Below are 25397 nucleotides of genomic sequence, written 5' to 3'. Positions count from 1 at the left end.
CACGCGCCGCGCGGCGATCACGACGCGGACAACCTCACCGACACGCCCGTCGCCGTATAAACCGGCGTCGCCTTGAAGCCGTCGACCGTGACCGTCGAGAACTTCGCCGCGCCCGCTGCGCCGTCGATCAGCGCGATCGTATCGCCGGCCTTCGGCGCATAGCCGTTCACGAACTTCACGTGCAGCGTGCCGCCCGCGACGGTCAATTGCCCGCCCACGCGCAGCCGCCCGCCGCCGTTGCCGTCGATGTCGAGCTCGAGCGTCGCGTTGTCGAGCTGCGTATAGCGCGTCGCGATCGTGACGGGCGCGCTCGCCGCGATCCGGACGCTACCGCCGGCGCCGACGTACACGTCGCCATTGCCGAACGCCGACGCGGATGCCGCGGCGAGCGTGCCGCCGCCGACCTGCGTGCCGCCCGCATAGCGGTTGTTGCCCGCCAGCGTCAGCGTGCCGGTGCCTTGCAGCGTCAGCTTGCCGGCGCCGGCGATGTCGTTGCGCCACTGGTCGGCCGCGTTGAGTCCGCCCTGCGACGCGTCCATCGACACGATCACGTTACCGTTGAACGCGCCATAGCCGTCGCCCGCGGCGAACAGGTTCAGGCGGCCCCAGCCTTCCGCATCGTCCATCACCGGGTAGCCGGACTGCAGCTCGGTCGTCTTCAGCACGACGCGCCGCTGGTCGGCGCTCAGGTACGGGAAGCGCGTCTGCAGCAGGATCTCCGCGCCTTTCGGCACGACGGGCGGTGCGTCGGTCGACTCGATCGCGCCGAAGCCGTACGTCAGGCGGCGCGCGAAGGCCGTCTTGTTCGCCGTGTAATCGGCGAACCGGTCGTTGGCCGTCGTGCCCGAGTGCGCGAAGTCGGCGAACGTCGTGCCGGTCGTCCCCGTGAGCTGCTGCAGCGCCTGGTGGGCCTGGCTGTACGCGGCCTGCGCATCGCTCGCATACGCGCTCAGGTTCGCCGCGCTGACAGCCAGCGCGAGCATGCGGCCGCCGATCACGTCGAGCGGCGAGTGCATGCCGGCGAGGATCCGGTTCTCGCCCAGTTCGAGGCCGCGGCTCACCATCTCCTGGAATCGTTCCGGCACGAGCCACGCCATCGTCATCGCATCGCGCATCGCTTCGGCCTGGTGGCCGCTGATGAAACCGCCGTCGGTCGCGGGCGTCGTGCTTTCGGCCGGCACGAGTGTCGGCGCGACGACGACGCTCGAGCTCCAGCGATACGGCCGCGCATACTTGTAGAAGCGCTTCGAGGGTTCGGTCGACGCGTTGTTGCCCATTTCGTTGAGCAGGTCGACGACCTTGCCGAAGCTCGCGTTCGCGCTGCTGCCGACGCCGACGTTGTTGCCGGCGTCGTTGTACAGCACCGTCGTCGCGTCGGCGGGCACGCTGGTGATGCTGGTGGTCTGCTGCGCGGCCGTGCGCCACGCGCTGGTGAGCGGGCCCATGCCGTCGGTCACGCTGTAGCCCTTGCCGCGCCGGTCGTCGAAGTAGGCGGCGTCGGCCTGCTGCTGCGTGCGGGCGGTCGTTGCGTTGATCACATACTGGACATTGGCCGCCAGCACCGTGTCGTTCAGGATCGTGCCGCACGGCGTGCCGCTGCCGGGCAGGCCGGAGCAGGTCGACGGCGAGATCGCCGGAAACGCGCCGTTGGCCGGCGCGCTCACGGCCGCATCGACCAGCATCGTCGACGGTTGCCACAGGTCGAGGAAGCGGCTCACCACGCGCACGGCCGCGTTGGTCGACAGCGTGGCATAGCGCGCGTCGCCGCGCTGGTTGGTCGCGATGTTGTCGACGAAGGCCGGCACGCTCGGCACTGGGGCGCTGTCGACGAAGCCGGGGTCCGCCGGCGGCGCCGGAACGGCCGCGATGGTCGGGTTCGTCGACGCGACGTCGTCACCGCCGCCGCAGGCGACCAGGACGAACGCACTCGACAGCGCTGCGACGTGCAGCGGGAAACGGCTCCGTGATACCAACATGCAAGACTCCATCCTGAGGGTCGAAGATGGCGGATTGTCGTGGGCGATCGTGACGTGGCGGTTAAGGATTTGTTGCGGGGCGCGGTCGACGCGCGCGAATTCTCACTATTTGGTGAATTCGTGATGCTGAACACGCTGGACGGAGCGATCCGGTCGTCGGCGACGCCCGATAGTGGCGGCGATGCGCGAGCCGAGCATGCGTGCATTGTCGAAACAGGAGACTAGAACCGCAGCGCTCACGCCGGTTGGGCGAGCGATTCCGCGTCGGCGACGCACACGCGGTTTCTGCCCTGGCGCTTGGCCGCATAGAGGGCGAGGTCGGCCTGATGCGTGAGCGCATGCACGGACGGCGGCCGCGCGCGATGGCCGGTCGCGCAACCGATGCTGACCGTGAAGGCCGGCATCGTCGCGTCGAATCCGTCGAGCCGGTTGCGTTCGACGGCGCCGCGAATCGCTTCGGCGACCTGCTGCGCACCGCGCTCGTCCGTGTCGGGCAACACCGCGACGAATTCCTCGCCGCCGTAACGTGCGGCGAGATCGCCGCGCCGTCGCGTATGCGCGCGGATGCATTCGGCGAGAAAGCGCAGCGCGGTGTCGCCTTGCGCATGGCCGTACCGGTCGTTGTACTGCTTGAAGTGATCGGCGTCGATGAACAGCACCGACAGGCTGCCGTCGCTGCCGCGCTGCAGCCGTTCCCATTCGTCGGCGAGCGCGGCGTCGAGCGCGCGCCGGTTGTGCAGGCCCGTCAGCGGATCGGTGCGCGTGAGGTCCGTGAGCAGCGTCTGCTTGCGCAGGTTGTCGCGTAGCGCGAAGGCGAGCAGCCACACCACCGCGCAGAACAGCGCGCCGATCACGCACGCCGACACGCCCGCCGTCCACGTCAGGCGCGTGATGCCGGCCAGCACGTCGCGCTCGGCCGGCGCGACCACGGCGATCAGCGGCGTGCCGGGTACCCGCTGGTACGTGTAGAGCCGCAACGTCCCGTCGATGCTCGAGCGCGCGGCATAGAAGCCCGCTTCGCGGCTCACCATCCGCTCGAACGATTTCGACCGGCGCAGGCGCACCATCTGGTGATCGCTCAACGGTGGATTGCGCGCGAGGATCGTGCCGTCCGCGCGCAGGATCGCGCTGACGCCGTGCGGTCCGACGTTCAAGCGCGACAGCAGCTGATCGAAGTAGGCGAGATCGACGGCGACCACCGCGATCCCGTTGAACGCGTGATCCGGCCGTTCGATGCGCCGCGACAGCGCGATCGATTCGGTGCCGCCGCGCGAACGCGCGCGGTATGCCTCGGATACGTAGAGGCCGACGTTGTCCGAATCGCGATGGACCTTGAAGTAGTCGCGATCGCTGAAGTCCCAGTTGTGGGTCGGGCCGCAACAACCGTCGATCAGCCGCCCGTAGCGGTCCGTCACGCCCATGCCGGTCACGTATTGCGCGGCCGTGCGCTCGAACAGCACGTCGTGACGCAACCCGGCCTTCAGGCGCACGATGGCGGGGTTGCCGAGATCGGCGGCGAGCGACACGAGCGCGTTGTTGGACGTTTCGACGGTGCGCGCGATCTCGCTGACGAGGACGGCCGCGACATTGCGCGACGTCTCGTGCGCATGTTCGACGACTTCGTTTCGCGCGGCCCACAGCGTCACCGCGCTGATGCCGAGCGCCGCGACCGACATCAGCGTGCCCAGCACACCGACGATCAGATGGTGGCGGCCGGCCCAGTCGGCAATTTTCTCGATCGAAGGGGATGCAGGCATGGCTCGCGCTCGTACGGGAAGCGGGCTGCGACGGCAGCGGCGCTGGTCAAATCCGGGTTAACGGCAGGTGTGCCCGGAAATCGAGGCTGGCATGCGAGGCGCTGACTGCGCGCAGGCACCGCAAACGTGTGCGAGCGGGGCGCGCCGGCAGCGGCGCGCCACGACTGCGTGACGATTGCATAACCGCCGCGGATGACGGCGGCGGCGCGGCTTCAGTCGAGCCCGCCCTGGCACAGGTACTTGATCGACAGGTAATCGTCGAGGCCGTAGCGCGAGCCTTCGCGGCCGTAGCCCGATTCCTTCACGCCGCCGAACGGCGCGGCCTCGCTCGCGAGCGCGCCTTCGTTGATGCCGACGAGGCCCGTTTCGAGCCGTGCCGACACGCGCGCGATGCGGCGCAGGTCCTGCGTATAGAAATACGCGGCGAGCCCGAACGGCGTGTCGTTCGCGGCGTCGACGGCTTCGTCTTCCGTGTCGAACTTGAACAGCGCGGCGATCGGACCGAAGGTTTCCTCGCAGGTCAGCTGCATGTCGGCGGTGGCGTCGCCGAGCACCGTCGGCGCGTAATAGTTCGGCCCGAGTTCGGGCAGGCGCTTGCCGCCCGTGAGCACGCGCGCGCCGTGCTCGATCGCGTCGCCGACGTGGCGCGCGATCTTGTCGACCGCGCGTGCGTTGATCATCGGGCCGATCTGCGCGGCCGGGTCGGTCGCCGGCGCGACCTTCAGCGCGGCGACACGGGCGGTGAGTTTGGCGGCGAAGGTATCGTAGACGCCGGCCTGCACGTACACGCGGTTCGGCGACACGCAGGTCTGGCCGCCGTTGCGGAACTTGGCGGCCATCAGCCCGTCGACCGCCGCGTCGAGCTCGGCATCGTCGAACACGATGAACGGCGCATTGCCGCCCAGCTCCAGCGACAGCTTCTTCAGCGTCGCCGCCGATTCGCGTGCGAGCAGCTTGCCGACGGGCGTCGATCCGGTGAACGTGATCTTGCGCACGCGGCCGTCGGCGAGCCAGTCGGCCACGGCGTCGATGCCGCGCTCACGCGACGCGGCGATCATGTTCAGCACGCCGGGCGGCACGCCGGCTTCCTGCGCGAGGAAGGCGAGCGCGAGCGCGGTGAGCGGCGTGTCCTCGGCCGGCTTCGCGACGACCGTGCAGCCGGCCGCGAGCGCGGGCGCGATCTTGCGCGCGATCATCGCGAGCGGGAAATTCCACGGCGTGATCGCGGCGACGATGCCGATCGGCTCCTTGACCGCACTCAGCCGCTTGCCGCGCTGCTGCTGCGGAATCAGGTCGCCGTAGGTGCGCGTCGCTTCCTCGGCGAACCACTGCACGTACGACGCGCCGTACGCGACTTCGCCGCGCGCTTCGGCGAGCGGCTTGCCCTGTTCGCGCGACATCAGCTTCGCGAGATCGTCGGTATGCGCGACGATCGCCGCGTGCCATGCGCGCAGGATCGCGGCGCGGTCGCGAGCGGGCGTCGCGCGCCAGGCGGGCAGCGCGCGTGCCGCCGCGTCGGTCGCGGCGCGCGCGTCGGCGGCGTCGCTGTCGGGGGCGTGGGCCACGGTGTCGAGCGTGGCCGGATCGGTGACGTCGAAGCGACGGCCGTCGCGCGCGTCGCGCCACGCGCCGTCGATCAGGTTGGCGGTGCGAACGAGTTCGGGTCGGGAAAGCGTAAGCGGCATGACAGGTCCTTGGATGAAGCGATTCGGCGGCAGCGGCTGCGGCGCGGGCGCGCGACTATCCCACGCGGACAGCGAACTGCCACGCTCATGGGTGCCGCACGCTGCGGTAGTCAGTGACGGTCGCCGAACAGCGATTCGAGCGGGTAGTGCCGTTTGACGAACGGCGACTTGATGATCACGTAGCTGAAATACTTCTCGATGCCGATGTTCTGCTCGAGCAGCCCTTCGACGATCGTCTGGTAATGGCTCACGCTGCGCGTGATGAACTTCAGCAGATAGTCGTAGCCACCGCTCGCGAGATGGCACTCGACGATCTCGTCGACGTTGCGGATCGCCGCGACGAAGCGGTCGAAGTCCTCGCGGCGGTGGTCGGCCAGCGTGACCTCGGTAAACACGACCTGCACGTCGCCGAGCTTCTCGAGCTGGATGTGCGCGCCGTAGCCGCCGATGTAGCCGGCCTTCTCGAGCCGCTTCACGCGGATCAGGCAGGGACTGGGCGACAGCCCGACCGCATCGGCCAGCTCGACGTTGGTCATGCGGCCGCGCTTCTGCAACTGGGAGAGGATGCGCAGGTCGATGCGATCCAGCTTGCTGTCCGTCATGTTCACGTGAGAGCGGAAAAATGGAATGTCCGGTTACTTTAGAGTCGAACGATGGCCGCCACAAGCCCGGCTTTCCCTCGGCCGGCTCAGGCCGGCTGCGCGTGCGCGGCGTCCAGCGCGCGTTGCACGCCCGCGTCGGCTAGCACGTCGTCGAGCGTCTTGCGCACGCGTTCGAACAGCAGGTCGAACTCGCCCGCCGTGAAGCTCAGCGCCGGCGCGAAGCCGAGCACGCCGTCGCCGAATGCGCGAAACACCACGCCGTTCGCGTAGGCGGCCGCCGCGATCCGGTCGGGCACGTTCAGCGCCGCGTCGAAGCGCGTCTTGCGCGCCTTGTCGGACACCAGTTCGAGCGCGCCGAGCAGGCCGACCGAGCGCGCGTCGCCGACGAGCGGATGCGCGCGCAGCGCATCGAGCCCCGCCGCGAAGCGCGGCGCCATCGCCTGGCCGTTCGCGAGCAGCCCGCCTTCGTGATAGAGCTTCAGCACCTCGAGGCCGATCGCCGCGCTCACCGGGTGCGCGGAATACGTATGCCCATGACCGACCACGGCCGACTCCGCGCGGCTGCCCGCGAGGCCTTCGTAGATTTCGTCGGACATCAGCACCGCGCCCATCGGCGCGTAGCCGGCGGTCAAGCCCTTCGCGACGGTCATCAGGTCCGGATCGACCTGTTCGGCCTCGCACGCGAACAGCGGGCCGGTGCGGCCGAAGCCGGTGATCACCTCGTCGGCGACGAACAGGATGCCGAGGCGCCGGCATGCGTCACGCATCGCCTTCAGCCAGCCGGGCGGCGGCACGATCACGCCGCCGGAGCCTTGCACGGGCTCGCAGAAGAACGCGGCGACGTTGTCCGCGCCGAGTTCCGCGACCTTCGCTTCGAGCGCGGCGACCGACGCGGCGATCAGCGCCTGCGGATCGTCGCCGAGCGGGTGGCGATACGGGTAGGGCGACGGAATATGGTGCTGGTCCGCGCGCGGCAGGTCGAAATGGCGGTGGAACGCGGGCAGCGCGGTGAGCCCGGCGCCGATCGACGACGAACCGTGATAGCCGCGCTCGAGCGCGATCATCTGCTTCTTCGACGGGCGGCCGGTCGCGTTGAAATAGTGCGTGATGAAGCGCACCGCGGAATCGACCGCATCCGAGCCGCCGAGCGTGAAGTACACGCGGTTCAGCGACGGCGGGGCGAGCGCCGCGAGCCGTTCGGCGAGCTCGATCGCGGGCTGCGAGCCGAAATGGAAATAGCCGGTCGCGTAGGGCAGCTTCTTCATCTGCTCGGCGGCGGCCTTCACGATGCTGTCGCGGCCGTAGCCGACGTTCACGCACCACAGGCCCGAGAACGCATCGAGCAGCGTATGGCCGTCGCCGTCGCGCAGGAACACGCCGTCCGCGGATTCGAGCACGGTGACGCCGCGCGCCTCGTGCGCGCGATAGTTGACGACGGGGTGGATCAGGTGTTGACGATCTGCTTCGATCAGCGCGGCTTGGTTCATGGCAGGGCGGGACTCTCGTCGGGTGTCAGCGGTGAGTCCATGCTACCGGGCGAGAAATCCGCACGCGTCTTCAATTTGTCGCCTGAAACGTATGGTCGCGGCGTTTGCACGGGGCGCTTCGGCATTTTCTGCTGCGCGCCCCGCCGGGCCGGGCGAACGCGTCAGTAGCCGCGCGCGCGATCGACGATGCCGATCATCGGCTGTCCCGCGCGATGACGCGCGAGGTTCTCGAGCACCGCGTCGACCGCGGTGTCGGGCCGCGTCGCGCTCGCGATGTGCGGCGTGATGCGAATGCGCGGATGCGTCCAGAACGGGTGGCCGGCCGGCAACGGTTCCGGCTCCGTCACGTCGAGGATCGCGCTGTCGAGCCGGCCGCTGTCGAGCGCGGCGAGCAGCGCGGCCGCATCGAGCTGCGGGCCGCGCCCGACCTGCACGAGCGACGCGCCGGCCGGCAGCGCATCGAACACGCGTGCGCCGAGCAGGCCGCGCGTGCTGTCGGTGAGCGGCAGCAGGCAGATCAGCACGTCGGTGCGGGCCAGGAACGCGTCGAGCGCCGCGTCGCCCGCGTAGCAGGCGATGCCGTCGAGCGTGCGCGGCGTGCGGCTCCAGCCGGCGCACGGGAAACCGAAGCGTCGCAGCGTGTCGAGCACGGCCTGGCCGAGCGTGCCGAGCCCGAGCACGCCGACGCGCCGCGACGCGGCCGCGCGCACCGGCTTCTCGGACCATGCCTGTACGCGCTGTTGCGCCGCATAGTCGAACAGGTCGCGGTGGATCGTCAGCACCGCCTGCGTCACGTATTCGACCATCCCTTCGACGATGCCCGGCTCGATCATCCGCACGACCGGAATGTGCGCGGGCACGCGCGACAGGTCGAATTGATCGATGCCGGCGCCGACCGAGAACACGACCTCGAGGTTGGGCAGCAGTGCGACCGGGTCGTCCGGCGGTTGCCACGCGGCGAGGTAGCGCACGTCGTGCGGATCGCCGAGATCCGGCCAGATCCGGAATGGGAGGTCGGGCGCGCGTTGCGCGAAGCGTTGTGCCCATTGCGCGCCGCGCACCGGGTCGGCCTTGTACAGGAAGCTCATCGTGCGTGCCGCTCAGCCGAGCGCCTGGTTGACGATCGCGAACGCGCGCAGCGCCGGATCGCGCGCGGGCGCCGCACCGCGCGCCATCGCGACGACGGTATCGACACGCGGCAGGCCGAGCCCCTGCAGCCAGTCGGACAGCCCGCTGTCGCCCGGCACGTCGAGGCGCACGAACATGCCTTCGTGCAGCGCGAGCCAGTGGCTGATCAGCGCCTGCGCGCGCAGCGCGTCCGGCGCGATCACCGGGCCGATCACATGGCCGCGGCCGAAGCGGCGGAACAGCGCGAAGCCGAGCAGTTCGCCGTCGCGATCGAGCGCGATCCCGTTCGCGACGTCGAGCAGCGCATCGGTCACCGCGCCACGCTCGTAGCCTGCCGCGCGCGATGCGAGCGCCGCGAGGCGCGGCCCGTCGTTGGTGCCGAGCGGGCGCAGGCGCTCGCCCGGCGGCAGCGAGATCAGCGGCGGCTGGAACGCGGCGCCCTGGTGCTGGTCGATCGTGGCGATCGCTTCGAAGCCGAACTTCACATAGAGTGGTTCGCCGGACGGCGTCGCATGCAGGAATATCGTGCGCGCGCCGAGACTGTCGACGACGCGCGCGAGCAGTTCTCGGCCGATGCCGCGGCCCTGGCGCTCGGGCGACACGATCACCATGCCGAGCGACGCGTGCGCGTCGTCGAAGCGCCAGCCGAGCGCGGTGCCGACGATGCCGGATTCGTCCTCGGCGACGAAGCCGCCGCCGAGCTGGAGCGCGAAACGCCAGTCGTCGAGGCGGTGCGGCCACTTGACCGCTTCCGACAGGCGGTGCGCGGCGGGCAGGTCGGTTTCGACGAACGGGCGATAGGTAAGCGTGCGGGAAGGGTTGAGGTCGGACACGCCGGACTCCGGATGGGTGGAAATGACGCATTCACTCTGCCAGCGCGGGTGCGGCGCGGATAGGACGATTCGCCTGTTTTCCGGCGGTGACGGGCGCGCCCGCGAGATCGACGCAAACCCGTTCGATCGACGCGGACGAACGCGCTGATCGTGCCGGCGCGGCCGATCAATCCCACCACGCCTGCTGTGGGAAGGACATTGCGATGAATGCACGGCGGCGCTGCCGCCTGCCGGAGGGCCGCACCGGTAGGCGAGCCCGCTGCGATAGCGCGGCGCCCACCGGCCGGCCCCGCTGCGCCGCGCCCGATCGCACCGCAGATCGTGCTGCATGTGCCGGGCAACTTGCGGCGATTGTGCGTTTTGAGCGGCGCCGAACGATGCGCGAACGACTTTTTGCCCTGATTCAATTTCGTTAAACCCAGCCCATCCCCGGCCCTGCCGGGGCTTCACACCGACAGGACCTGACCATGATCCAGTTTGAACCGAAGTACATCACCTTCGACTGCTACGGCACGCTGACCCATTTCCGGATGGCCGAGACGGCGCGCGAAATCTATGCGGATCGGTTGTCGCCGGCCACGATGGAGGCCTTCGTGCGCGCGTTCGCCGCCTATCGGCTCGACGAGGTGCTCGGCGCGTGGAAGCCGTATCGCGACGTCGTCGTCAACGCGGTCCGCCGCACGTGCGCACGGGTCGGCGTGAAGTTCGACGAAGCCGAGGCCGAGCTTTTCTATCATGCGGTGCCGACGTGGGGCCCGCACCCGGACGTGCCGGCCGGGCTGTCGCGGCTGGCGTCGAAGTACAAGCTGGTGATCCTGTCGAACGCGATGGATGACCAGATCATGAGCAACGTCGACAAGCTCGGCGCGCCGTTCCATGCGGTGTTTACCGCGCAGCAGGCGCAGTCGTACAAGCCGCGGATGCAGGGCTTCGAATACATGTTCGACAAGCTCGGCTGCAAGCCCGAAGACGTGCTGCACGTGTCGTCGAGCCTGCGCTACGACCTGATGACGGCCGAGGATCTCGGGATCAAGCACAAGGCGTTCGTGAACCGCGGTCACGAGCCGGGCACGCCGTTCTACAACTATTACGAAGTGTCGGACATCGGCCAGCTGGCGACGCAGCTTGGCCTGTAAGTCGCCTGCGCCGGCCGATTCATCGATCGGCGCGACGGGACGGGACTTGACCGCGATGCCGTCGGAGCCTGTCGCGTCCCGTCGCGCGTTCGATCAGCGCACGAAACGAGGGTAATTACCGATATTGAGTCGTTCAAGGGCGGGGTCGCCCGGGCCGATATATGTACCGAACGGTTAATATTTCGAGGCCCCCGCATGAGGTTGTCCACCAAACTGCTGATGCTCGTCGCCGCGGCGCTGCTCGGCGTCGTCCTGCTCGCCGCGTTGTCGCTGCACACGCTGCGCGACGCGCTGATCGACAGCCGCCGCGACGAGATCGTCATTCTGCTGACCAAGGCCGAGCACCTGGTCGATTCGTATCGCGCGATGCAGACGAGCGGCACGCTCACGCAGGAGCAGGCGCAGCAGCAGGCCAAGGCCGCGCTGGCGGCGCTCAACGCGAATTCGAAGAGCTACTTCTGGGTCACGACGTCCGACGGCGTCAACCTCGTCCACCCGAACGCGAAGTTCATCGGCACGCGCGCGAAAGGCAACCGCACGACCAGCGGCCTGACCGACAGCGACGCGTACCGCGCGGGGATGGCGCAGTCGCATTTCGCGCTCGTCGACGTGCTGATCAAGCGCAGCCCCGACGCGGACCTGGAGCCGAAGCTGCAGGGCGTGGTCGCGATTCCGGACTGGAACTGGTGGATCGGCACGGGATTTTTCTACGACGACATCAATGCGGCGTTTGCCCGGCTCGCGATGGTGCTGGGCGCCATCGCGCTCGTCATCGCCGCGGCGCTCGCGGCCATCGCATGGGGCGTGCTGCGCAGCGTCAGGCGCACGCTGGGCGGCGAGCCCGCGCATGCGACGCAGATCGCCGCCCGCATCGCCGCCGGCGAACTGGACGTGCCGTTCGATACGGCGCACGCCGCGCCCGGCAGCCTGCTCGTCGCGCTGGGTGACATGAAGGCGCGGCTGACCGACACCATCGCCGAGATCCAGACCACGACCCACTCGATCGCCACCGGCACCGGCGAGATCGCGCAAGGCAACCTGGATCTGTCGCAGCGCACGGAGCAGCAGGCCGCGTCGCTGCAGGAAACGGCGGCGAGCATGGAGCAGATCACGTCCACGGTCAAACAGAACGCCGACAACGCACGCCAGGCGAATGCGCTCGTGGCCCAGGCGAAGGATGCGACCGAACTCGGCGGCGCGGCCGTGCAGGCGGTCGTCGAAACGATGCGGCAGATTTCGGACGGATCGGTGCGGATCGCCGACATTACCGTCGTCATCGAAAGCATCGCGTTCCAGACCAACATTCTCGCGCTCAACGCCGCGGTGGAAGCCGCGCGGGCCGGCGAGGAGGGGCGCGGGTTCGCCGTCGTCGCGTCGGAAGTCCGCTCGCTCGCGCAACGCAGCGCCGCGGCCGCGAAGGACATCAAGGGATTGATCGACGCGTCGGTCGAGCGCGCCGGCAGCGGCAGCCGGCTCGTCGAGACGGCCGGCGCGCGCATGACGGAGATCGTCCGGTCGATCGACCGGGTGGCCGACATCATGGGCGAGATTTCGGCGGCATCGGCCGAGCAAAGCACCGGCATCGAACAGATCGGGCTGGCGGTCGCGCAAATGGACGAAGTCACCCAGCAGAACGCCGCGCTCGTCGAGCAGGCGGCTGCGGCCGCTTCGTCGCTGGACGAGCAGGCGGCGCGCCTGCGGGCCGCCGTATCGGTATTCCGGCTCGCTGCGTGACGGCTGCACGCGCCCGGTTTCCGGGCAGTCCCGCCTTCTTCCCGTCTTCCCGCCAAGCGGTTCCGATCGAGCGGCATTCTTCTGAACTTTCCTGCGCGACGGCCCGTCGCGATCCCCACCGTCGACGCCCGTGCATGCGGCGATCTGCCGCAACGTGCCGCTCGTTTCGGCCGTCGTGGGCAGGCGCGCACGCATTCGACACAAACGTGCGGTTTGCGTGAGCCAAACGCGCGCCGGATGCCGAACGGGCAATTTTGTCGGCGCAATCTGCGGCGGCCGCGGCCTTACGATTTCCTGCATCGACACGGGTTCGGCAACCACCGCGACACGCCGCCGGGCCAACGGCGACACGTGCGTGCACGCAGCAATTCATGCTGCGCGGGCCGCTCAAAACGGTCGATTCGTATCGTGCGGGCGGCCCGAATCGCGACAAACCGCATTTTGGCGATGCTTAAATGAATTGCATGTGTACGACGTTGCGCCCGCCACCAGCAAGCGGGCGCGGCGGGATTCGAGAACCACGCTGGACCCAGGACCCCACTTTCCACAGTCAGGAGCAGTTCGGATGAGCGACGATATCGACAACGGCGGCAAGGGCGGCTTCACGCGCCGCGACATGATGAAGGTCATGGCGGCGAGCGGCATGATGGCCGCCGGCGCCGGCGGACTGCTGATGACCCCCGGCTCTGCATTCGCCGCGCCCGCGCCGAAGCGCGGCGGCAAGATCCGGGTCGCGAACGAAGCCGGCTCGACGGCCGATACGCTCGACCCGGCCAAGGGCTCGACGGGCGCGGACTACACGCGCTTCTTCATGTTCTACAGCGGCCTCACGCAGCTCGATGCGAGCCTGACGCCGCAGATGAACCTCGCCGAGTCGCTGCAGACGACCGATGCGAAGACGTGGATCATCAAGCTGCGCAAGGGCGTCACGTTCCACGACGGCAAGCCGGTCGGCCCGGCCGACGTGGTGTTTTCGCTGATGCGCCACAAGAACGCGGCCACCGCGTCGAAGGTCAAGACGCTTGCCGAACAGTTCGCGGACGCGAAGGCGAGCGGCCCGGACGAAGTCACGCTCACGCTCGCCAGCGCGAACGCGGACCTGCCGGTGATCCTCGCGACGCCGCAATTGGTGATCGTCAAGGACGGCACGACCGACTTCTCGACCGGCATCGGCTGCGGCCCGTACAAGCTGAAGTCGTTCAAGCCGGGCGTGTCGACCGTCGGCGTGCGCAACGACAGCTACTTCAAGCCGGGCAAGCCGTATCTCGACGAGATCGAGCTGATCGGCATCAGCGACAGCGCCGCGCGCCTGAACGCGCTGCTGTCGGGCGACGTGCACCTGATCAACGCGATCGATCCGCGCTCGACGCAGCGGGTCTCGTCGACGCCGGGCTACGCGCTGAAGGAAACCAAGTCGGGTCTCTATACCGACCTGATCATGCGCAGCGACAACCCGATCGTCTCGAGTCCCGATTTCGTCGAAGGGATGAAGTACCTGTTCGATCGCGAGCAGCTCCGCACGGCGGTGTTCCGTGGCTACTCGGTGATCGGCAACGACCAGCCGATTCCGCCGGGGCACCGCTACTTCAACGCGTCGCTGCCGCAGCGGGCGCACGATCCGGACAAGGCGAAGTTCCTGTTGCAGAAGGCGGGCGCGCTCGGCGCCACGTTGCCGCCGATCTATGCGACGTCCGACGCGAACGGGTCGATCGAAATGGCCGTGCTGCTGCAGCAGGCCGGCCAGAAGATCGGGCTGAACCTGCAGGTCAACCGCGCGTCGCCCGACGGCTACTGGTCGAACCACTGGATGAAGCACCCGCTCACCTTCGGCAACATCAACCCGCGCTCGAGCGCCGACGTGCTGTTCACGCAGTTCTTCAAGTCGGATGCGCCGTGGAACGAGTCGGGCTGGAAGAACGCGAAGTTCGACCAGCTGCTGCTCGCCGCGCGTTCGGAAACCGACGACGCGAAGCGCAAGCAGATGTACGGCGACATGCAGGTGATCGTGGCGCAGCAGGGCCGGGTCGGCATTCCGGCGTTCATCAGCTTCCTCGACGGCTACGACAAGCGGCTCGCGGGCCTCGGCTCGATCCCCACCGGGCCGATGATGGGCTTCACGTTCGCCGAGAACGTGTGGTGGAACGCATGACGTTGTGGCTGGCCGCCGTCGCGCGGCCGGTGCGGACCACCGCGCCGGCCACGCGCGGTTTTTTCGGGAGTGCCGCTTCATGAACCGAATTCTCATCGGGCTGATCGGCCGGCGCATCGCGGTCACCGCGCTGACGCTGCTGATCGTGTCCGCGATCATCTTCATGATCACGAACCTGCTGCCGGGCGACGCCGCGCAGGCCGCGCTCGGCCAGTCGGCGACGCCGGAGACGGTCGCCGCGCTGCGCCAGCAGTTCGGTCTCGACATGCCGGCGCACGTGCGTTACCTGCACTGGCTCGGCGGGCTGCTGCACGGCGACTTCGGCCGATCGTTTTCCGGCGACATGCCGGTGTCGGAGCTGATCGGCGGGCGCCTGCCGAAGTCGCTCACGCTGGCGGCGATCACGACCGCGGTGTCGGTGCCGATCGCATTGCTGCTCGGGATCCTCGCGGCGGTCAAGCGCGAGTCGGCGATCGACCGCGTGATCAGCCTCGGCACGCTGTCGCTCGTCGCGACGCCGGAATTCCTGATCGCGACGGTCGCCGTGCTCGTGTTCGCGGTGAAGCTGCACTGGCTGTCCGCGCTGTCGTACAGCGGCCCGATCGAAAGCCTGCACGATTTCCTGCGTGCGTATGCGATGCCGGTGCTGACGCTGTGCGCGGTCGTGATCGCGCAGATGGCGCGGATGACGCGCGCCGCGGTGATCGAGCAACTGAGCGCGTCGTATGTCGAGATGGCCGTGTTGAAGGGCGCGAGCCCCGCGCGCGTCGTGCTGCGCCATGCGTTGCCGAACGCGATCGGCCCGATCGCCAATGCGATCGCGTTGAGCCTGTCGTATCTGCTCGGCGGCGTGATCGTCGTCGAGACGATCTTCAACTATCCGGGCCTCGCGAGCCTGATGGTCGACGCCGTCAGCAACCGCGATTTCCCGTTGGTTCAGGCCTGCACGCTGATCTTCTGCGTCGCTTACCTGACGCTGGTGCTGTTCGCCGACCTGTGCTCGATCGTGTCGAACCCGCGACTGCGCACCTGAGTGTTTCGTTTTCCTTCCGAGATGCCGCCCATGCAACCGATCGAACCCGTACAACGCAGCAGCGCGCTGCCGCCATCCGGCGACCCGCCCCTCGGGCGGGGCAGCATGCCGCCTGCCGCGCCCGCCCCCGACCAGCCGCGCAAGGGCCGCGCCGCGCGCATCGCCTTGACGACCGGCGGCCGCGTCGGCCTATCGATGGTCGGCCTGATGCTGTTCGTTGCGGTGTTCGGGCCGCTGATCGCGCCGCATGACGTCGGCGCGATCGTCACGCCGGACGTGTTCGCGTCTTTCAGTGCGAAGCTGCCGTTCGGCTCCGACTTCCTCGGCCGTGACATGCTGAGCCGGATCCTGTACGGCACGCGGCTGACCGTGCTGCTCGCGCTGGCCGCGGTGCTGCTCGCCGCGGTGACCGGCACGACGCTCGGGCTGCTCGCGACCGTGTCGGGCCGCGCGGTCGACGAGACGATGAGCCGGCTGCTCGACGCGCTCACGTCGATTCCGTCGAAGATGTTCGCGCTGATGTTCGTCGCCGCATTCGGCTCGTCGCTGCCGCTGCTGGTGCTGACCGCCGCGGTGAGCTACATGCCGGGCTCGTACCGGATCGCGCGCGCGCTGGCGGTCAACATCAGCACGCTCGAATTCGTGCAGGTGGCCAAGGCGCGCGGCGAAAGCGCGCTGTACATCGCCTGCGTCGAGATGCTGCCGAACATGATCCATCCGATGCTCGCCGATACCGGGCTGCGCTTCACGTTCGTCGTGCTGCTGCTGAGCGGCCTGAGCTTTCTCGGGCTTGGCGTGCAGCCGCCGTATGCGGACCTCGGCTCGCTCGTGCGCGAGAACATCGCCAGCCTCGGCGACGGCTCGGCCGTCGCGATCATGCCCGCGGTCGCGATCGCGATCCTGACGGTGGGCGTCAACCTGTTGATCGACGGCCTGCCGCATCGCGGCCGCCGCAAGGGCGCGGCCGCGGCCGCGGGAGAACGCTGATGCGAGATGAATCGACTCCGCTCGTGCAAGTGCGCGGGCTGCGCGTGGTCGGCGGCCGTCCGGGCGGCGTGGAAACGACGATCGTCCACGACGTCGACTTCGACGTCGGGCGCGGCGAGGTGCTCGCGCTGATCGGCGAGTCGGGCTCCGGCAAGACGACGATCGCGCTGTCGCTGATGGGCCATGCACGCGCCGGCTGCCGGATCGCCGGCGGCTCGGTGAAGCTCGGCGGCACGGACGTATGCACGCTGTCCGCGCAGGCGCTGACCGCCTTGCGCGGCCGCAAGGTCGCGTATATCGCGCAGAGCGCGGCCGCCGCGTTCAACCCGTCGCGCACGATTCTCGACCAGGTGATCGAGAGCGCGCTGATCCACAAGACGATGACGAAGCGCGATGCGCAGGCGAAGGCGGTCGAGCTGTTCCGCGCGCTCGCGCTGCCCGAGCCGGAGACGATCGGCAAGCGCTATCCGCACCAGGTGTCGGGCGGCCAGTTGCAGCGGCTGATGGCCGCGATGGCGCTGATCACCGATCCGGAGCTGGTGATCCTCGACGAGCCGACGACGGCGCTCGACGTGACCACGCAGATCGACGTGCTGCAGGCGTTCAAGAACGTGATCCGGCGCTACGGGATGAGTGCGGTGTACGTATCGCACGATCTGGCGGTGGTCGCGCAGATGGCCGACCGGATCGTCGTGTTGAGCGACGGCCAGATCCGCGAAGCGGGCGAGACCGAACAGATCCTGCATGCGCCGACGCACCCGTACACGCAGAGCCTGATCGCGGCGGTCACGCCGGGCGCGGTCGAACGCGATGCGAAATTCGCGCAGGCCGCGCCCGCGCCGCTGCTCGACGTGCGCGGCGCGATCGCCGGCTATGGCGGCCGGACCGCGAAAGGCTGGCCCGCGAAGGTGATCCTGCACGAAGTGGACCTGCGCATCGGGCGCGGGCAGACGGTCGGCGTGATCGGCGAATCGGGCTCCGGCAAGACGACGCTCGCGAAGGTGATCGCGGGCCTCGTGCCGGCGACGGGCGGGCAGATCCTGCTCGACGGCGAGCCGCTCGCGCTCGATATCGGCAAGCGCTCCAAGGAGCAGCACCGCCGCGTGCAGATCGTGTTCCAGAACGCCGATACCGCGCTCAATCCAGTGCATACCGTCGAGCGCACGCTCGCGCGGCCGCTCGCGTTCTATCACGGGATCAAGGGCGCGCGTGCGCGGCAGCGCGTCGCGGAACTGCTCGACCTCGTGCGGCTGCCGCAGGCGGTGGCCGCGCGGCGCACCGGCGAGCTGTCGGGCGGCCAGAAGCAGCGCGTGAACCTCGCGCGCGCGCTCGCCGCCGAGCCCGACCTGATCCTGTGCGACGAAGTCACGTCGGCGCTCGACACCGTGGTCGGCGCCGCGATCATGGACTTGCTGCGCGACCTGCAGGCGAAGCTCGGCGTGTCGTACGTGTTCATCACGCACGACATCGCGAAGGTGCGCGCGATCAGCGACGACATCGTCGTGCTGTATGCGGGCCGCCGCGTGGAGACGGGCAGCCGCGACGCGCTGTGCGCGCCGCCTTACCACCCGTATTCGCATCTGCTCGTGTCGTCGGCGCCGGAGCTGCGCGCGGGCTGGCTCGACGACGCGGCCGAGCGTTGCCATCGGCCGCTGGTGCCGATCGGCGAGCGCGAGAACGAGGCCGAGCTGTGTCCGTTCCTGTCGCGCTGCGCGATGCGCGTGGACGGCGTGTGCAACCGGACGGCCCCGTCGCTGCGCACGCTCGGGAACGGCGCGCAGGTGCTGTGCCATCGCAGCGAGGAGGATCTCGCGCGCTTCCAGGCGGAGCCGGTGGAGGCCGGCGGAGCGCCGGTGCAGCCGGTGCGTCTGTAGCGCGCGACACGTCACGTGTTCATCGCGCATGCCGCGGCAGCCGGCGTTCCGCATAGTCTGCTGCGGCGGTCGCGCAAAACGGCAATTTGTACGCGTGCCGCGCGCGAATACGCGGCAACTGCGGTTTTTGACGGTGATTAAATGATTCTCATTGAACGGTCGCCGATCGTCATTGCCGGCATGCTCGAGAAGGATCCAATGAAACTGGAATCGTACTGGCTGGATACCCGCCCCGCGTTTCGCGCCGGAAGCGTTGGCCCCGTCGAAGGGCGGGCCGACGTCGTGGTGATCGGCGGCGGCTTCACCGGATTGTCGGCGGCGCTCGCGCTCGCGCAGCGCGGCGTCTCGGTGGTCGTGCTCGAAGCCGCGCAGGTCGCGGGCGAAGCGTCCGGCCGCAACGGCGGCCAGTGCAATACGGGCGTCGCGCAGGACTACGCGTCGCTGGCCGCGCGCATCGGCGCCGCGCAGGCGAAGCAGTTCTATCGCGCGTACGAAAGCGCGGTGAAGAGCGTCGAGACGATCGTGACCGAACAGGCGATCGATTGCGATTTCCGGCGCGCCGGCAAGCTGAAGCTCGCCGCGAAACCGCAGCATTTCGCGGGGCTTGAAAAGACCTTCAACGCGTTGCGGCGCGACGTCGATCCGGACATCGAGCTGATCGACCCGTCGCACATCCGCGACGAAGTCGGCTCCGACGGTTTCTACGGTGGACTCCTGCAGCGCAACGGCGCGCAGATGCACATGGGCAAGTTCGGCGTCGGGCTCGCGCAAGCGGCCGTGCGGGCCGGCGCACGCGTGTACGAGCACGCGGCCGTCACGCAGCTCGACCGGCTCGACGGCGAGCGCCACACGATCACCTGCGCTCGCGGCACGATCGTCGCCGACCGCGTGCTGGTCGCGACCGGCGCATCGCAGCACGGGCCGTTCGCGTGGTTCCGGCGACGCATCGCGCCGGTCGGCAGCTTCATCGTCGTGACCGAGCCGCTGCCCGACGCGCAGTTGAACCGGCTGTTTCCGCATCGCCGCGCATACGTGACGTCGCGCCAGATCGGCAACTACTTCCGCGTGACGCCCGACAACCGGCTGCTGTTCGGCGGCCGCGCGCGCTTCGCGATGTCGAGCCCGCGCTCCGACGCGAAGAGCGGCGACGTCCTGCGTGCCGGCATGGCCGGCTACTTCCCGGAACTGGCCGGCGTGCGGCTCGACTACTGCTGGGGCGGCCTCGTCGACATCACCGCCGACCGGCTGCCGCGCGCGGGCCAGCACGACGGCCTCTATTACTCGATGGGCTACAGCGGCCACGGCGTGCAGATGTCGGTGCACATGGGCCGCGTGATGGCCGACGTGCTGTATGGCGCGGCCGCGTCGAACCCGTGGCGCGAGCTCGAATGGCCGGCGATACCGGGCCATTTCGGGCACGCGTGGTTCTTGCCGCTCGTCGGCGCGTATTACCGGATGCAGGATTTCCTGCATTGAAGCGAGCGCCGGGAGAATTCGACATGACAGTGCAATTCGTTGGCTCGCCGCGTGTCGCGCGGCCGGTCTCGCCGGCGATCGGCGACGTGCTGCGCACGATCGACGCATCGTTCGCGCAGCCGCTGAACCTCGATACGCTCGCGGCGGTGGCCGGGTTGAGCGTGTCGCGTTTCACCGCGCGTTTTCGCAGCGAAACCGGGCTGTCGCCGCACCGGTATCTGTGTCTCGTGCGGATACGGCGGGCGCAGGACCTGTTGCGCGCCGGTCTCGCACCGTCGGTCGTCGCGACCGACGTCGGCTTCTTCGATCAGAGCCATCTATGCCGGCATTTCCGGCGCGTGCTCGGGATCACGCCGCGCGATTACGTGGTCGCCCGCACGGGCGGCGCGCCGGCGCGAGCGCCATCGACGCGCCTGCGCAGCGAACGCCGCGATGCGTCGTGTCACGCGGCGTAAGCACAGGCATGGACGACATGCCCCGCTGAGGATGTCCGGCAGAAGAGCCGGCGAACGACGATTTCCGATATCGCGTGACGGCTTTTGAACCAGTCCGCCGCGCACTGCACAGGAGCAGAAATGACCGCAGTTTTCGTGTTGCACCGGGCCGACGGCGCACCGTCTTCCACCGCGTTCCGCAAGCAGGCGTTCGGCGCGAGCGATCCGTTCGCGTCGCATCGCGAGATTGCGTGGGAAGGCCCCGACGCGATGGCCGCGGGGCGGATCGTGTTCGTCGGCGAACTGGACGTGCCGAGCTTTCCGCACATCGAAACCGTCGTCGTCGTCCAAGGCGAGCTGACGCTCGAAGCGGCCGGGGCCGCGCCGCTGGTGCTCGGCCCGGGGCAAGGCGCCGTCATCGGCGGCGGCACCGCACTGCGCATCGCCGCGCAATCGCCGGTGCTGCTGATGTTCTGCGCGGCAGCGTGCGCGCAACCGACGAAACGCGGCCTCTTCGAGCTCCACGCCGACGCGGACTTCAAGCCGTCCGCCACGCTGCCGGCCGAGGTGCTGCTCGGCCCCGCGCCGCAATGCCGCAGCGACAACGTGTTCACAGACGACGGCGCCGGGTACTGCGCGGGCACGTGGGATTCGACGCCGTATCACCGGATCGTCCGGCCGCATCGTGCGAACGAGTTCATGTTCCTGCTGGACGGCGGCGTCCGGTTCGCGGCGCCCGACGGCAGCGTGCAGTCGCTCGGTACCGGCGACGCACTGTTCGTGCCGCGCGGCGCGTCGATCGGGTGGGAAAGCAGCGAACGCGTGGCGAAGTTCTACGTGATGCAGAACGTCAAACCCTCCACCGAACGAGACTGAGCATGTCCCCTCCGCTGCGCCATATCGAAACCTTGTCCACGCCGCCGGCCGCGGCCGACGTCGTCGTGATCGGCGGCGGCATCATCGGCGTCTTCACCGCCTACTATCTGGCCCGCCGCGGCATATCGGTCGCGCTCGTCGAGAAGGGCCGCATCGGCGCCGAACAGTCGAGCCGCAACTGGGGCTGGTGCCGCCAGCAAAACCGCGATGCGCGCGAGTTGCCGATGGCGAGCAAGAGCATCGATCTGTGGGAACGATTTGCGGCCGAATCCGGCGAAGACACGGGCTTTCATCGCTGCGGGCTGCTGTATCTCAGCAATGACGAGGCCGAGCTGTCCCGCTGGGCCAGCTGGGGCGAATTCGCGAAGACCGCGGGCGTGACCACGTACATGCTCGACAGCAAGCAGGCCGCCGAGCGCGGACGGGCAACCGGGCGGCAGTGGAAGGGCGGCGTGTTCTCGCCGACCGACGGCACGGCCGATCCAGGCAAGGCCGCGCCGGCCGTGGCCGCCGCGCTGATCAAGCTGGGCGGCAGTGTCCACCAGCACTGCGCGGCGCGCGGCATCGAACTCGAAGGCGGCCGGGTCGCGGGCGTCGTCACCGAGGCGGGCGTCATCAAGACCCGAACGGTCGTGATGGCCGGCGGTGCATGGGCGTCGTCGTTCTGCCGCCAGCTCGGCATCCGGTTTCCGCAAGCGTCGATCCGTCAGTCGATCCTGAGCGTGTCGCCGGTCGAAACGCCGTTGCCGGATGCGATGTACACGTCCGGCGTGTCCATCACGCGCCGCAGCGACGGACGCTACGCATTGGCGATCAGCGGCCGCGCGCGCGTGGACCTGACGCCGCAGTTCCTGCGCTTCGCGCCGCAATTCGTGCCGATGTTCGCGAAACGCTGGCGCAATCTGCTGCCGGGCGGCCTCGAAGGCGTGCGCGGCGGCCACGAAACGTTGAAGCGCTGGCGCCTCGACGCGCCTACGCCGATGGAAGCCGTGCGCATTCTCGATCCGAAGCCCGACATGCCGACGGTCGCCGAAACGTACCGCCGCGCGGCCGAACTGTTGCCCGAACTGCGCGAAGCGAAGATCACGCACGCGTGGGCCGGGTTCGTCGACAGCACGCCGGACGGCGTGCCGGGCATCGGCGAAGTGCCGGGCGTGCCGGGGCTGATCCTCGCGGCGGGGTTTTCGGGTCACGGCTTCGGGATTGGCCCGGGCGCCGGGCACCTGATCGCCGATCTCGCGTCTGGTGCGCAACCTTTCGTGGACCCGGCGCCGTACCGGCCCGGCCGGTTCAGCGAGTCCGCATGGGGCAAGGTCGCGGATTTCTAATGCAGGACCGTCGCGCTGACGCGGGGGCAGCCTGGACGAGGCGCGCCGATCCGGATCGCGGGCAAGCGGCCGGATCGGCGCGGCGAACGTTGGTCGGTCTGGCAGCACGGTGCGGTGGACAGCTTGGGAGTGCCTGATGCGTTTCAGTTCCTACTGGCTCGATACGTCGGAGCCATTCGCGAGCAGCTCGCCGGCGTTGCATGACGGAAGTTGCGACGTGGTGGTGGTGGGCGGCGGCATCACCGGTTCGGCCGCCGCACTGGCGCTGGCCAAGAAAGGCGCGCGCGTGATCGTCTGCGAGGCGGGCACCGTCGGGCAGGCGGCATCGGGACGCAACGGCGGCATGTGCAACAACGGCTTCGCGCAGGATTACGCGTCGCTGTCGCAGCGCCTCGGCACGGAACTGGCCAACCGGCTCTATCTCGCGTTCGACGCGGGCGTCGACACGGTCGAGCGGCTGGTCAGGGAGGAGTCGATCGATTGCGATTTCGTGCGCCGCGGCAAGCTGAAGCTCGCGGCGAAGCCCGAGCACTACGACAAGCTCGCGCGAAGTCAGGCCCTGCTCGCGGCGAGCGTCGACCCCGACACGCGCCTGGTCACGAAGGCGGAGCTGCGCGACGAGATCGGCTCGAACCGATATCACGGCGGGCTGCTGTTCGGCAAGAGCGCCGGGATGCATGTTGGCCGTTATGTGCGCGGCCTCGCGCGCGCCGCGCAAGCCCGCGGCGCGCATATTCTCGAGCATGCGCCGGTGCTCGGCCTGAAGCGGCAAGCGGGCGGCGCGTACGCGGTGCAAACACCGCTCGGCGAGATCCGCGCGCGCCAGGTGCTGCTCGCGAGCGGCATTTCGCAGGTCGGGCCGTTCGGCTGGGTTCGCCGCAGGATCGTGCCGGTCGGCGCGTTCATCATCGTCACCGAGCCGTTGCCGAACGATCTGCTCGACCGCTTGCTGCCGACGCGCCGGATGGTCACCGACACGAAGAACTTCGTGAATTTCTTTCGCGTCACGCCCGACAACCGGATGCTGTTCGGCGGGCGCGCGCGTTTTGCCGCGTCGAATCCGCGCTCCGACGAAAAGAGCGGGCTGATCCTGCGGCAGCAGATGGCCGCCGTGTTTCCCGAGCTGGCCGACGTACGCATCGACTATTGCTGGGGCGGGATGGTCGACATGACGGCCAACCGCCTGCCGCGCGCCGGCGAGCGCGACGGCGTTTACTACTCGATGGGTTATAGCGGCCACGGCACGCACATGGCCACGCTGATGGGCACGTTGATGGCCGAGATCATGGACGGACGCGCCGATCTCAATCCGTGGAAAGGTTTCGACTGGCCCGCGATTCCGGGTCACTTCGGCAAACCCTGGTTTCTGCCGTTCGTCGGCGCATGGTATCGACTCAAGGACACGCTCCAATGAATTCACTCGTCAATTCACCCGTTCGTCACCTGTTGGAAGCCGGCAGGCTCGATCGCTTCTTCATCGACGGCGACTGGGTTTTACCCGACGGCGGCGACCGCTTCGCGGTCGTCTGCCCGTCCACCGAAGACACGCTGTGCGAGATTCCGCTCGGCACCGCACGCGACGCCGACCGCGCGGTGCAGGCCGCGCGCCGCGCGTTCGAACGCTGGGCCGCGACCTCGCCGCAACAACGCGCCGCGCTGCTCGACCGCGTGCATGCGTTGATGCTGGAGCGCGCGGAATGGTTCGCCACGGCGCTTGCGCTGGAAATGGGCGCGCCGATCGGTTATGCGCGCGGCGCCCATGTGCCGCTCGCGGCCGAGCATATCCGGGTTGCGCGCGACAATCTGGCCCGCTACCCGTTCGTCACGCGGCGCGGGACGACCGCGGTCGTACGCGAGCCGATCGGCGTATGCGCGCTGATCACGCCGTGGAACTGGCCGATCTATCAGATCACCGCGAAGGTCGGCCCGGCGCTCGCCGCAGGCTGCACGGTGGTGCTGAAACCCAGCGAGCTGTCGCCGCTCAGCGCGCTGCTGTTCGCGGAAGTGATCGCCGATGCGGGCGTGCCCGCGGGCGTGTTCAACCTGGTGAGCGGCAGCGGCGAGGCGGTGGGCGCCGCGCTGTCGTCGCACCCCGAAGTCGACATGGTGTCGATTACCGGGTCGACGCGCGCGGGCGTGCTCGTGGCGCAGGCGGCGGCACCGACCGTCAAGCGCGTCGCGCAGGAGCTGGGCGGCAAATCGCCGAACATCGTGTTGCCGGACGCGGACCTGCAGCAGGCCATCGGGCCGGGCGTGGCCGCCGCGTTTCGCAACATGGGGCAATCGTGCAGCGCGCCGACCCGCATGATCGTGCCGCGCGACGTGCTCGGCGCGGTCGAGGAACTGGCCGTCGCGGCAGCGCAGCGGCTGATCGTCGGCGATCCGTTCGACGACGCGACGACGCACGGGCCGCTCGCCAATCGCGCGCAGTTCGGTCGCGTCGCGCAGATGATCGACGCGGGCATCGACGAACGGGCGAAGCTGATCGCCGGCGGCCCCGGACGGCCCGCGGGATTCGACCGCGGCTTCTATGCGCGGCCGACGATCTTTTCCGACGTTCGCACCGACATGGCGATCGCGCAGCAGGAGATCTTCGGTCCGGTCCTCGCGATCCTTCCTTACGATACGGTCGACGAAGCCGTCGCGATCGCGAACGACACCGTCTATGGGCTCGGCGCGCATGTGCAGGGCGCCGACAAGGAACGCGCACGTGCGGTGGCCGCGCGCATCCGCTCGGGGCAGGTGCATCTGAACTACCCGGCATGGGATCCGCAGGCGCCGTTCGGTGGCTACAAGCAGTCGGGCAACGGTCGCGAGTACGGGGTCGAAGGGATGGAGGAGTATATGGAGATCAAGTCCGTCGTCGGCTTTTACGACTGACCCAGCCGTCTACTTTTCGAAG

At 68.9% G+C, this 25397-nt stretch carries 20 protein-coding genes; 13 read left to right on the top strand and 7 right to left on the bottom strand.

Annotated elements, in window-relative coordinates; translation table 11 throughout:
* Nucleotides 1-17: 17 nt before the first annotated feature.
* Nucleotides 18-1976, bottom strand: a complete 1959-nt coding sequence (locus tag LMA02_RS33365; RefSeq protein WP_228910158.1) for a phosphatase PAP2 family protein — start codon at nt 1974-1976, stop codon at nt 18-20.
* A gap of 39 nt (nt 1977-2015) precedes the next feature.
* On the opposite strand from LMA02_RS33365, the gene LMA02_RS33360 reads away from it, so the two are divergent.
* Complete coding sequence (locus tag LMA02_RS33360; protein ID WP_228910157.1) at nt 2016-2201, top strand: hypothetical protein; 186 nt, start codon at nt 2016-2018, stop codon at nt 2199-2201.
* Nucleotides 2202-2212: 11 nt separating this feature from the next.
* Here LMA02_RS33360 and LMA02_RS33355 read toward each other — a convergent pair whose 3' ends face one another.
* From LMA02_RS33355 to LMA02_RS33330, 6 genes are all read right to left on the bottom strand, one after another.
* A complete protein-coding gene (locus LMA02_RS33355; protein WP_228910156.1) occupies nt 2213-3733 on the bottom strand; it encodes a GGDEF domain-containing protein in 1521 nt (506 codons plus the stop codon).
* A 212-nt stretch (nt 3734-3945) separates the two neighbouring features.
* Nucleotides 3946-5418, bottom strand: a complete 1473-nt coding sequence (locus LMA02_RS33350; protein ID WP_228910155.1) for an NAD-dependent succinate-semialdehyde dehydrogenase — start codon at nt 5416-5418, stop codon at nt 3946-3948.
* 110 nt (nt 5419-5528) lie between these two features.
* Nucleotides 5529-6020: an Lrp/AsnC family transcriptional regulator gene (locus LMA02_RS33345; protein ID WP_034191873.1), complete on the bottom strand. Its 492-nt coding sequence runs from the start codon at nt 6018-6020 to the stop codon at nt 5529-5531.
* Between the two features lie 86 nt (nt 6021-6106).
* Nucleotides 6107-7507: an aspartate aminotransferase family protein gene (locus LMA02_RS33340; protein ID WP_228910154.1), complete on the bottom strand. Its 1401-nt coding sequence runs from the start codon at nt 7505-7507 to the stop codon at nt 6107-6109.
* Between the two features lie 161 nt (nt 7508-7668).
* Nucleotides 7669-8595, bottom strand: coding sequence for a 2-hydroxyacid dehydrogenase (locus LMA02_RS33335; RefSeq protein ID WP_228910153.1), 927 nt, complete (start codon nt 8593-8595; stop codon nt 7669-7671).
* 12 nt (nt 8596-8607) lie between these two features.
* The gene (locus LMA02_RS33330) at nt 8608-9468 is read right to left on the bottom strand and encodes a GNAT family N-acetyltransferase (protein WP_228910152.1); all 861 of its coding nucleotides are present in this window, start codon (nt 9466-9468) and stop codon (nt 8608-8610) included.
* 467 nt (nt 9469-9935) lie between these two features.
* Between LMA02_RS33330 and LMA02_RS33325 the strand changes: the two genes are divergently transcribed.
* The 12 genes from LMA02_RS33325 to LMA02_RS33270 all read left to right on the top strand — a co-directional run bounded on the left by LMA02_RS33325 (nt 9936) and on the right by LMA02_RS33270 (nt 25375).
* Complete coding sequence (locus LMA02_RS33325) at nt 9936-10604, top strand: haloacid dehalogenase type II (protein WP_006749698.1); 669 nt, start codon at nt 9936-9938, stop codon at nt 10602-10604.
* Between the two features lie 195 nt (nt 10605-10799).
* The gene (locus LMA02_RS33320; protein ID WP_228910151.1) at nt 10800-12338 is read left to right on the top strand and encodes a methyl-accepting chemotaxis protein; all 1539 of its coding nucleotides are present in this window, start codon (nt 10800-10802) and stop codon (nt 12336-12338) included.
* 565 nt (nt 12339-12903) lie between these two features.
* Entirely contained in the window at nt 12904-14487 is a 1584-nt protein-coding gene (locus LMA02_RS33315) for an ABC transporter substrate-binding protein (protein WP_228910150.1), read from the top strand.
* Between the two features lie 79 nt (nt 14488-14566).
* Entirely contained in the window at nt 14567-15520 is a 954-nt protein-coding gene (locus tag LMA02_RS33310; RefSeq protein ID WP_228910149.1) for an ABC transporter permease, read from the top strand.
* A gap of 30 nt (nt 15521-15550) precedes the next feature.
* Entirely contained in the window at nt 15551-16507 is a 957-nt protein-coding gene (locus LMA02_RS33305; RefSeq protein WP_228910148.1) for an ABC transporter permease, read from the top strand.
* A complete protein-coding gene (locus LMA02_RS33300; protein ID WP_228910147.1) occupies nt 16507-18381 on the top strand; it encodes an ABC transporter ATP-binding protein in 1875 nt (624 codons plus the stop codon). The genes LMA02_RS33305 and LMA02_RS33300 overlap by 1 nt, the downstream gene beginning before the upstream one ends.
* Nucleotides 18382-18522: 141 nt before the next feature.
* Nucleotides 18523-19857, top strand: a complete 1335-nt coding sequence (locus tag LMA02_RS33295; RefSeq protein ID WP_228910146.1) for an NAD(P)/FAD-dependent oxidoreductase — start codon at nt 18523-18525, stop codon at nt 19855-19857.
* Nucleotides 19858-19880: 23 nt separating this feature from the next.
* Entirely contained in the window at nt 19881-20312 is a 432-nt protein-coding gene (locus tag LMA02_RS33290; RefSeq protein WP_228910145.1) for a helix-turn-helix domain-containing protein, read from the top strand.
* A gap of 120 nt (nt 20313-20432) precedes the next feature.
* On the top strand, nt 20433-21167 hold the full coding sequence (locus tag LMA02_RS33285) for a cupin domain-containing protein (RefSeq protein WP_228910144.1): 735 nt from the start codon (nt 20433-20435) through the stop codon (nt 21165-21167).
* A gap of 2 nt (nt 21168-21169) precedes the next feature.
* Entirely contained in the window at nt 21170-22495 is a 1326-nt protein-coding gene (locus LMA02_RS33280) for an NAD(P)/FAD-dependent oxidoreductase (RefSeq protein ID WP_012372400.1), read from the top strand.
* Nucleotides 22496-22631: 136 nt separating this feature from the next.
* A complete protein-coding gene (locus LMA02_RS33275; RefSeq protein ID WP_228910143.1) occupies nt 22632-23909 on the top strand; it encodes an NAD(P)/FAD-dependent oxidoreductase in 1278 nt (425 codons plus the stop codon).
* A complete protein-coding gene (locus LMA02_RS33270) occupies nt 23906-25375 on the top strand; it encodes an aldehyde dehydrogenase family protein (RefSeq protein WP_228910142.1) in 1470 nt (489 codons plus the stop codon). Before LMA02_RS33275 ends, LMA02_RS33270 begins: the two co-directional genes overlap by 4 nt.
* The last annotated feature ends 22 nt before the right edge of the window (nt 25376-25397 follow it).

It is taken from the genome of Burkholderia sp. B21-005, from assembly GCF_020843965.1.
Lineage (GTDB): Bacteria > Pseudomonadota > Gammaproteobacteria > Burkholderiales > Burkholderiaceae > Burkholderia > Burkholderia ambifaria.
This window is presented reverse-complemented; position numbering and strand designations above follow the sequence as displayed.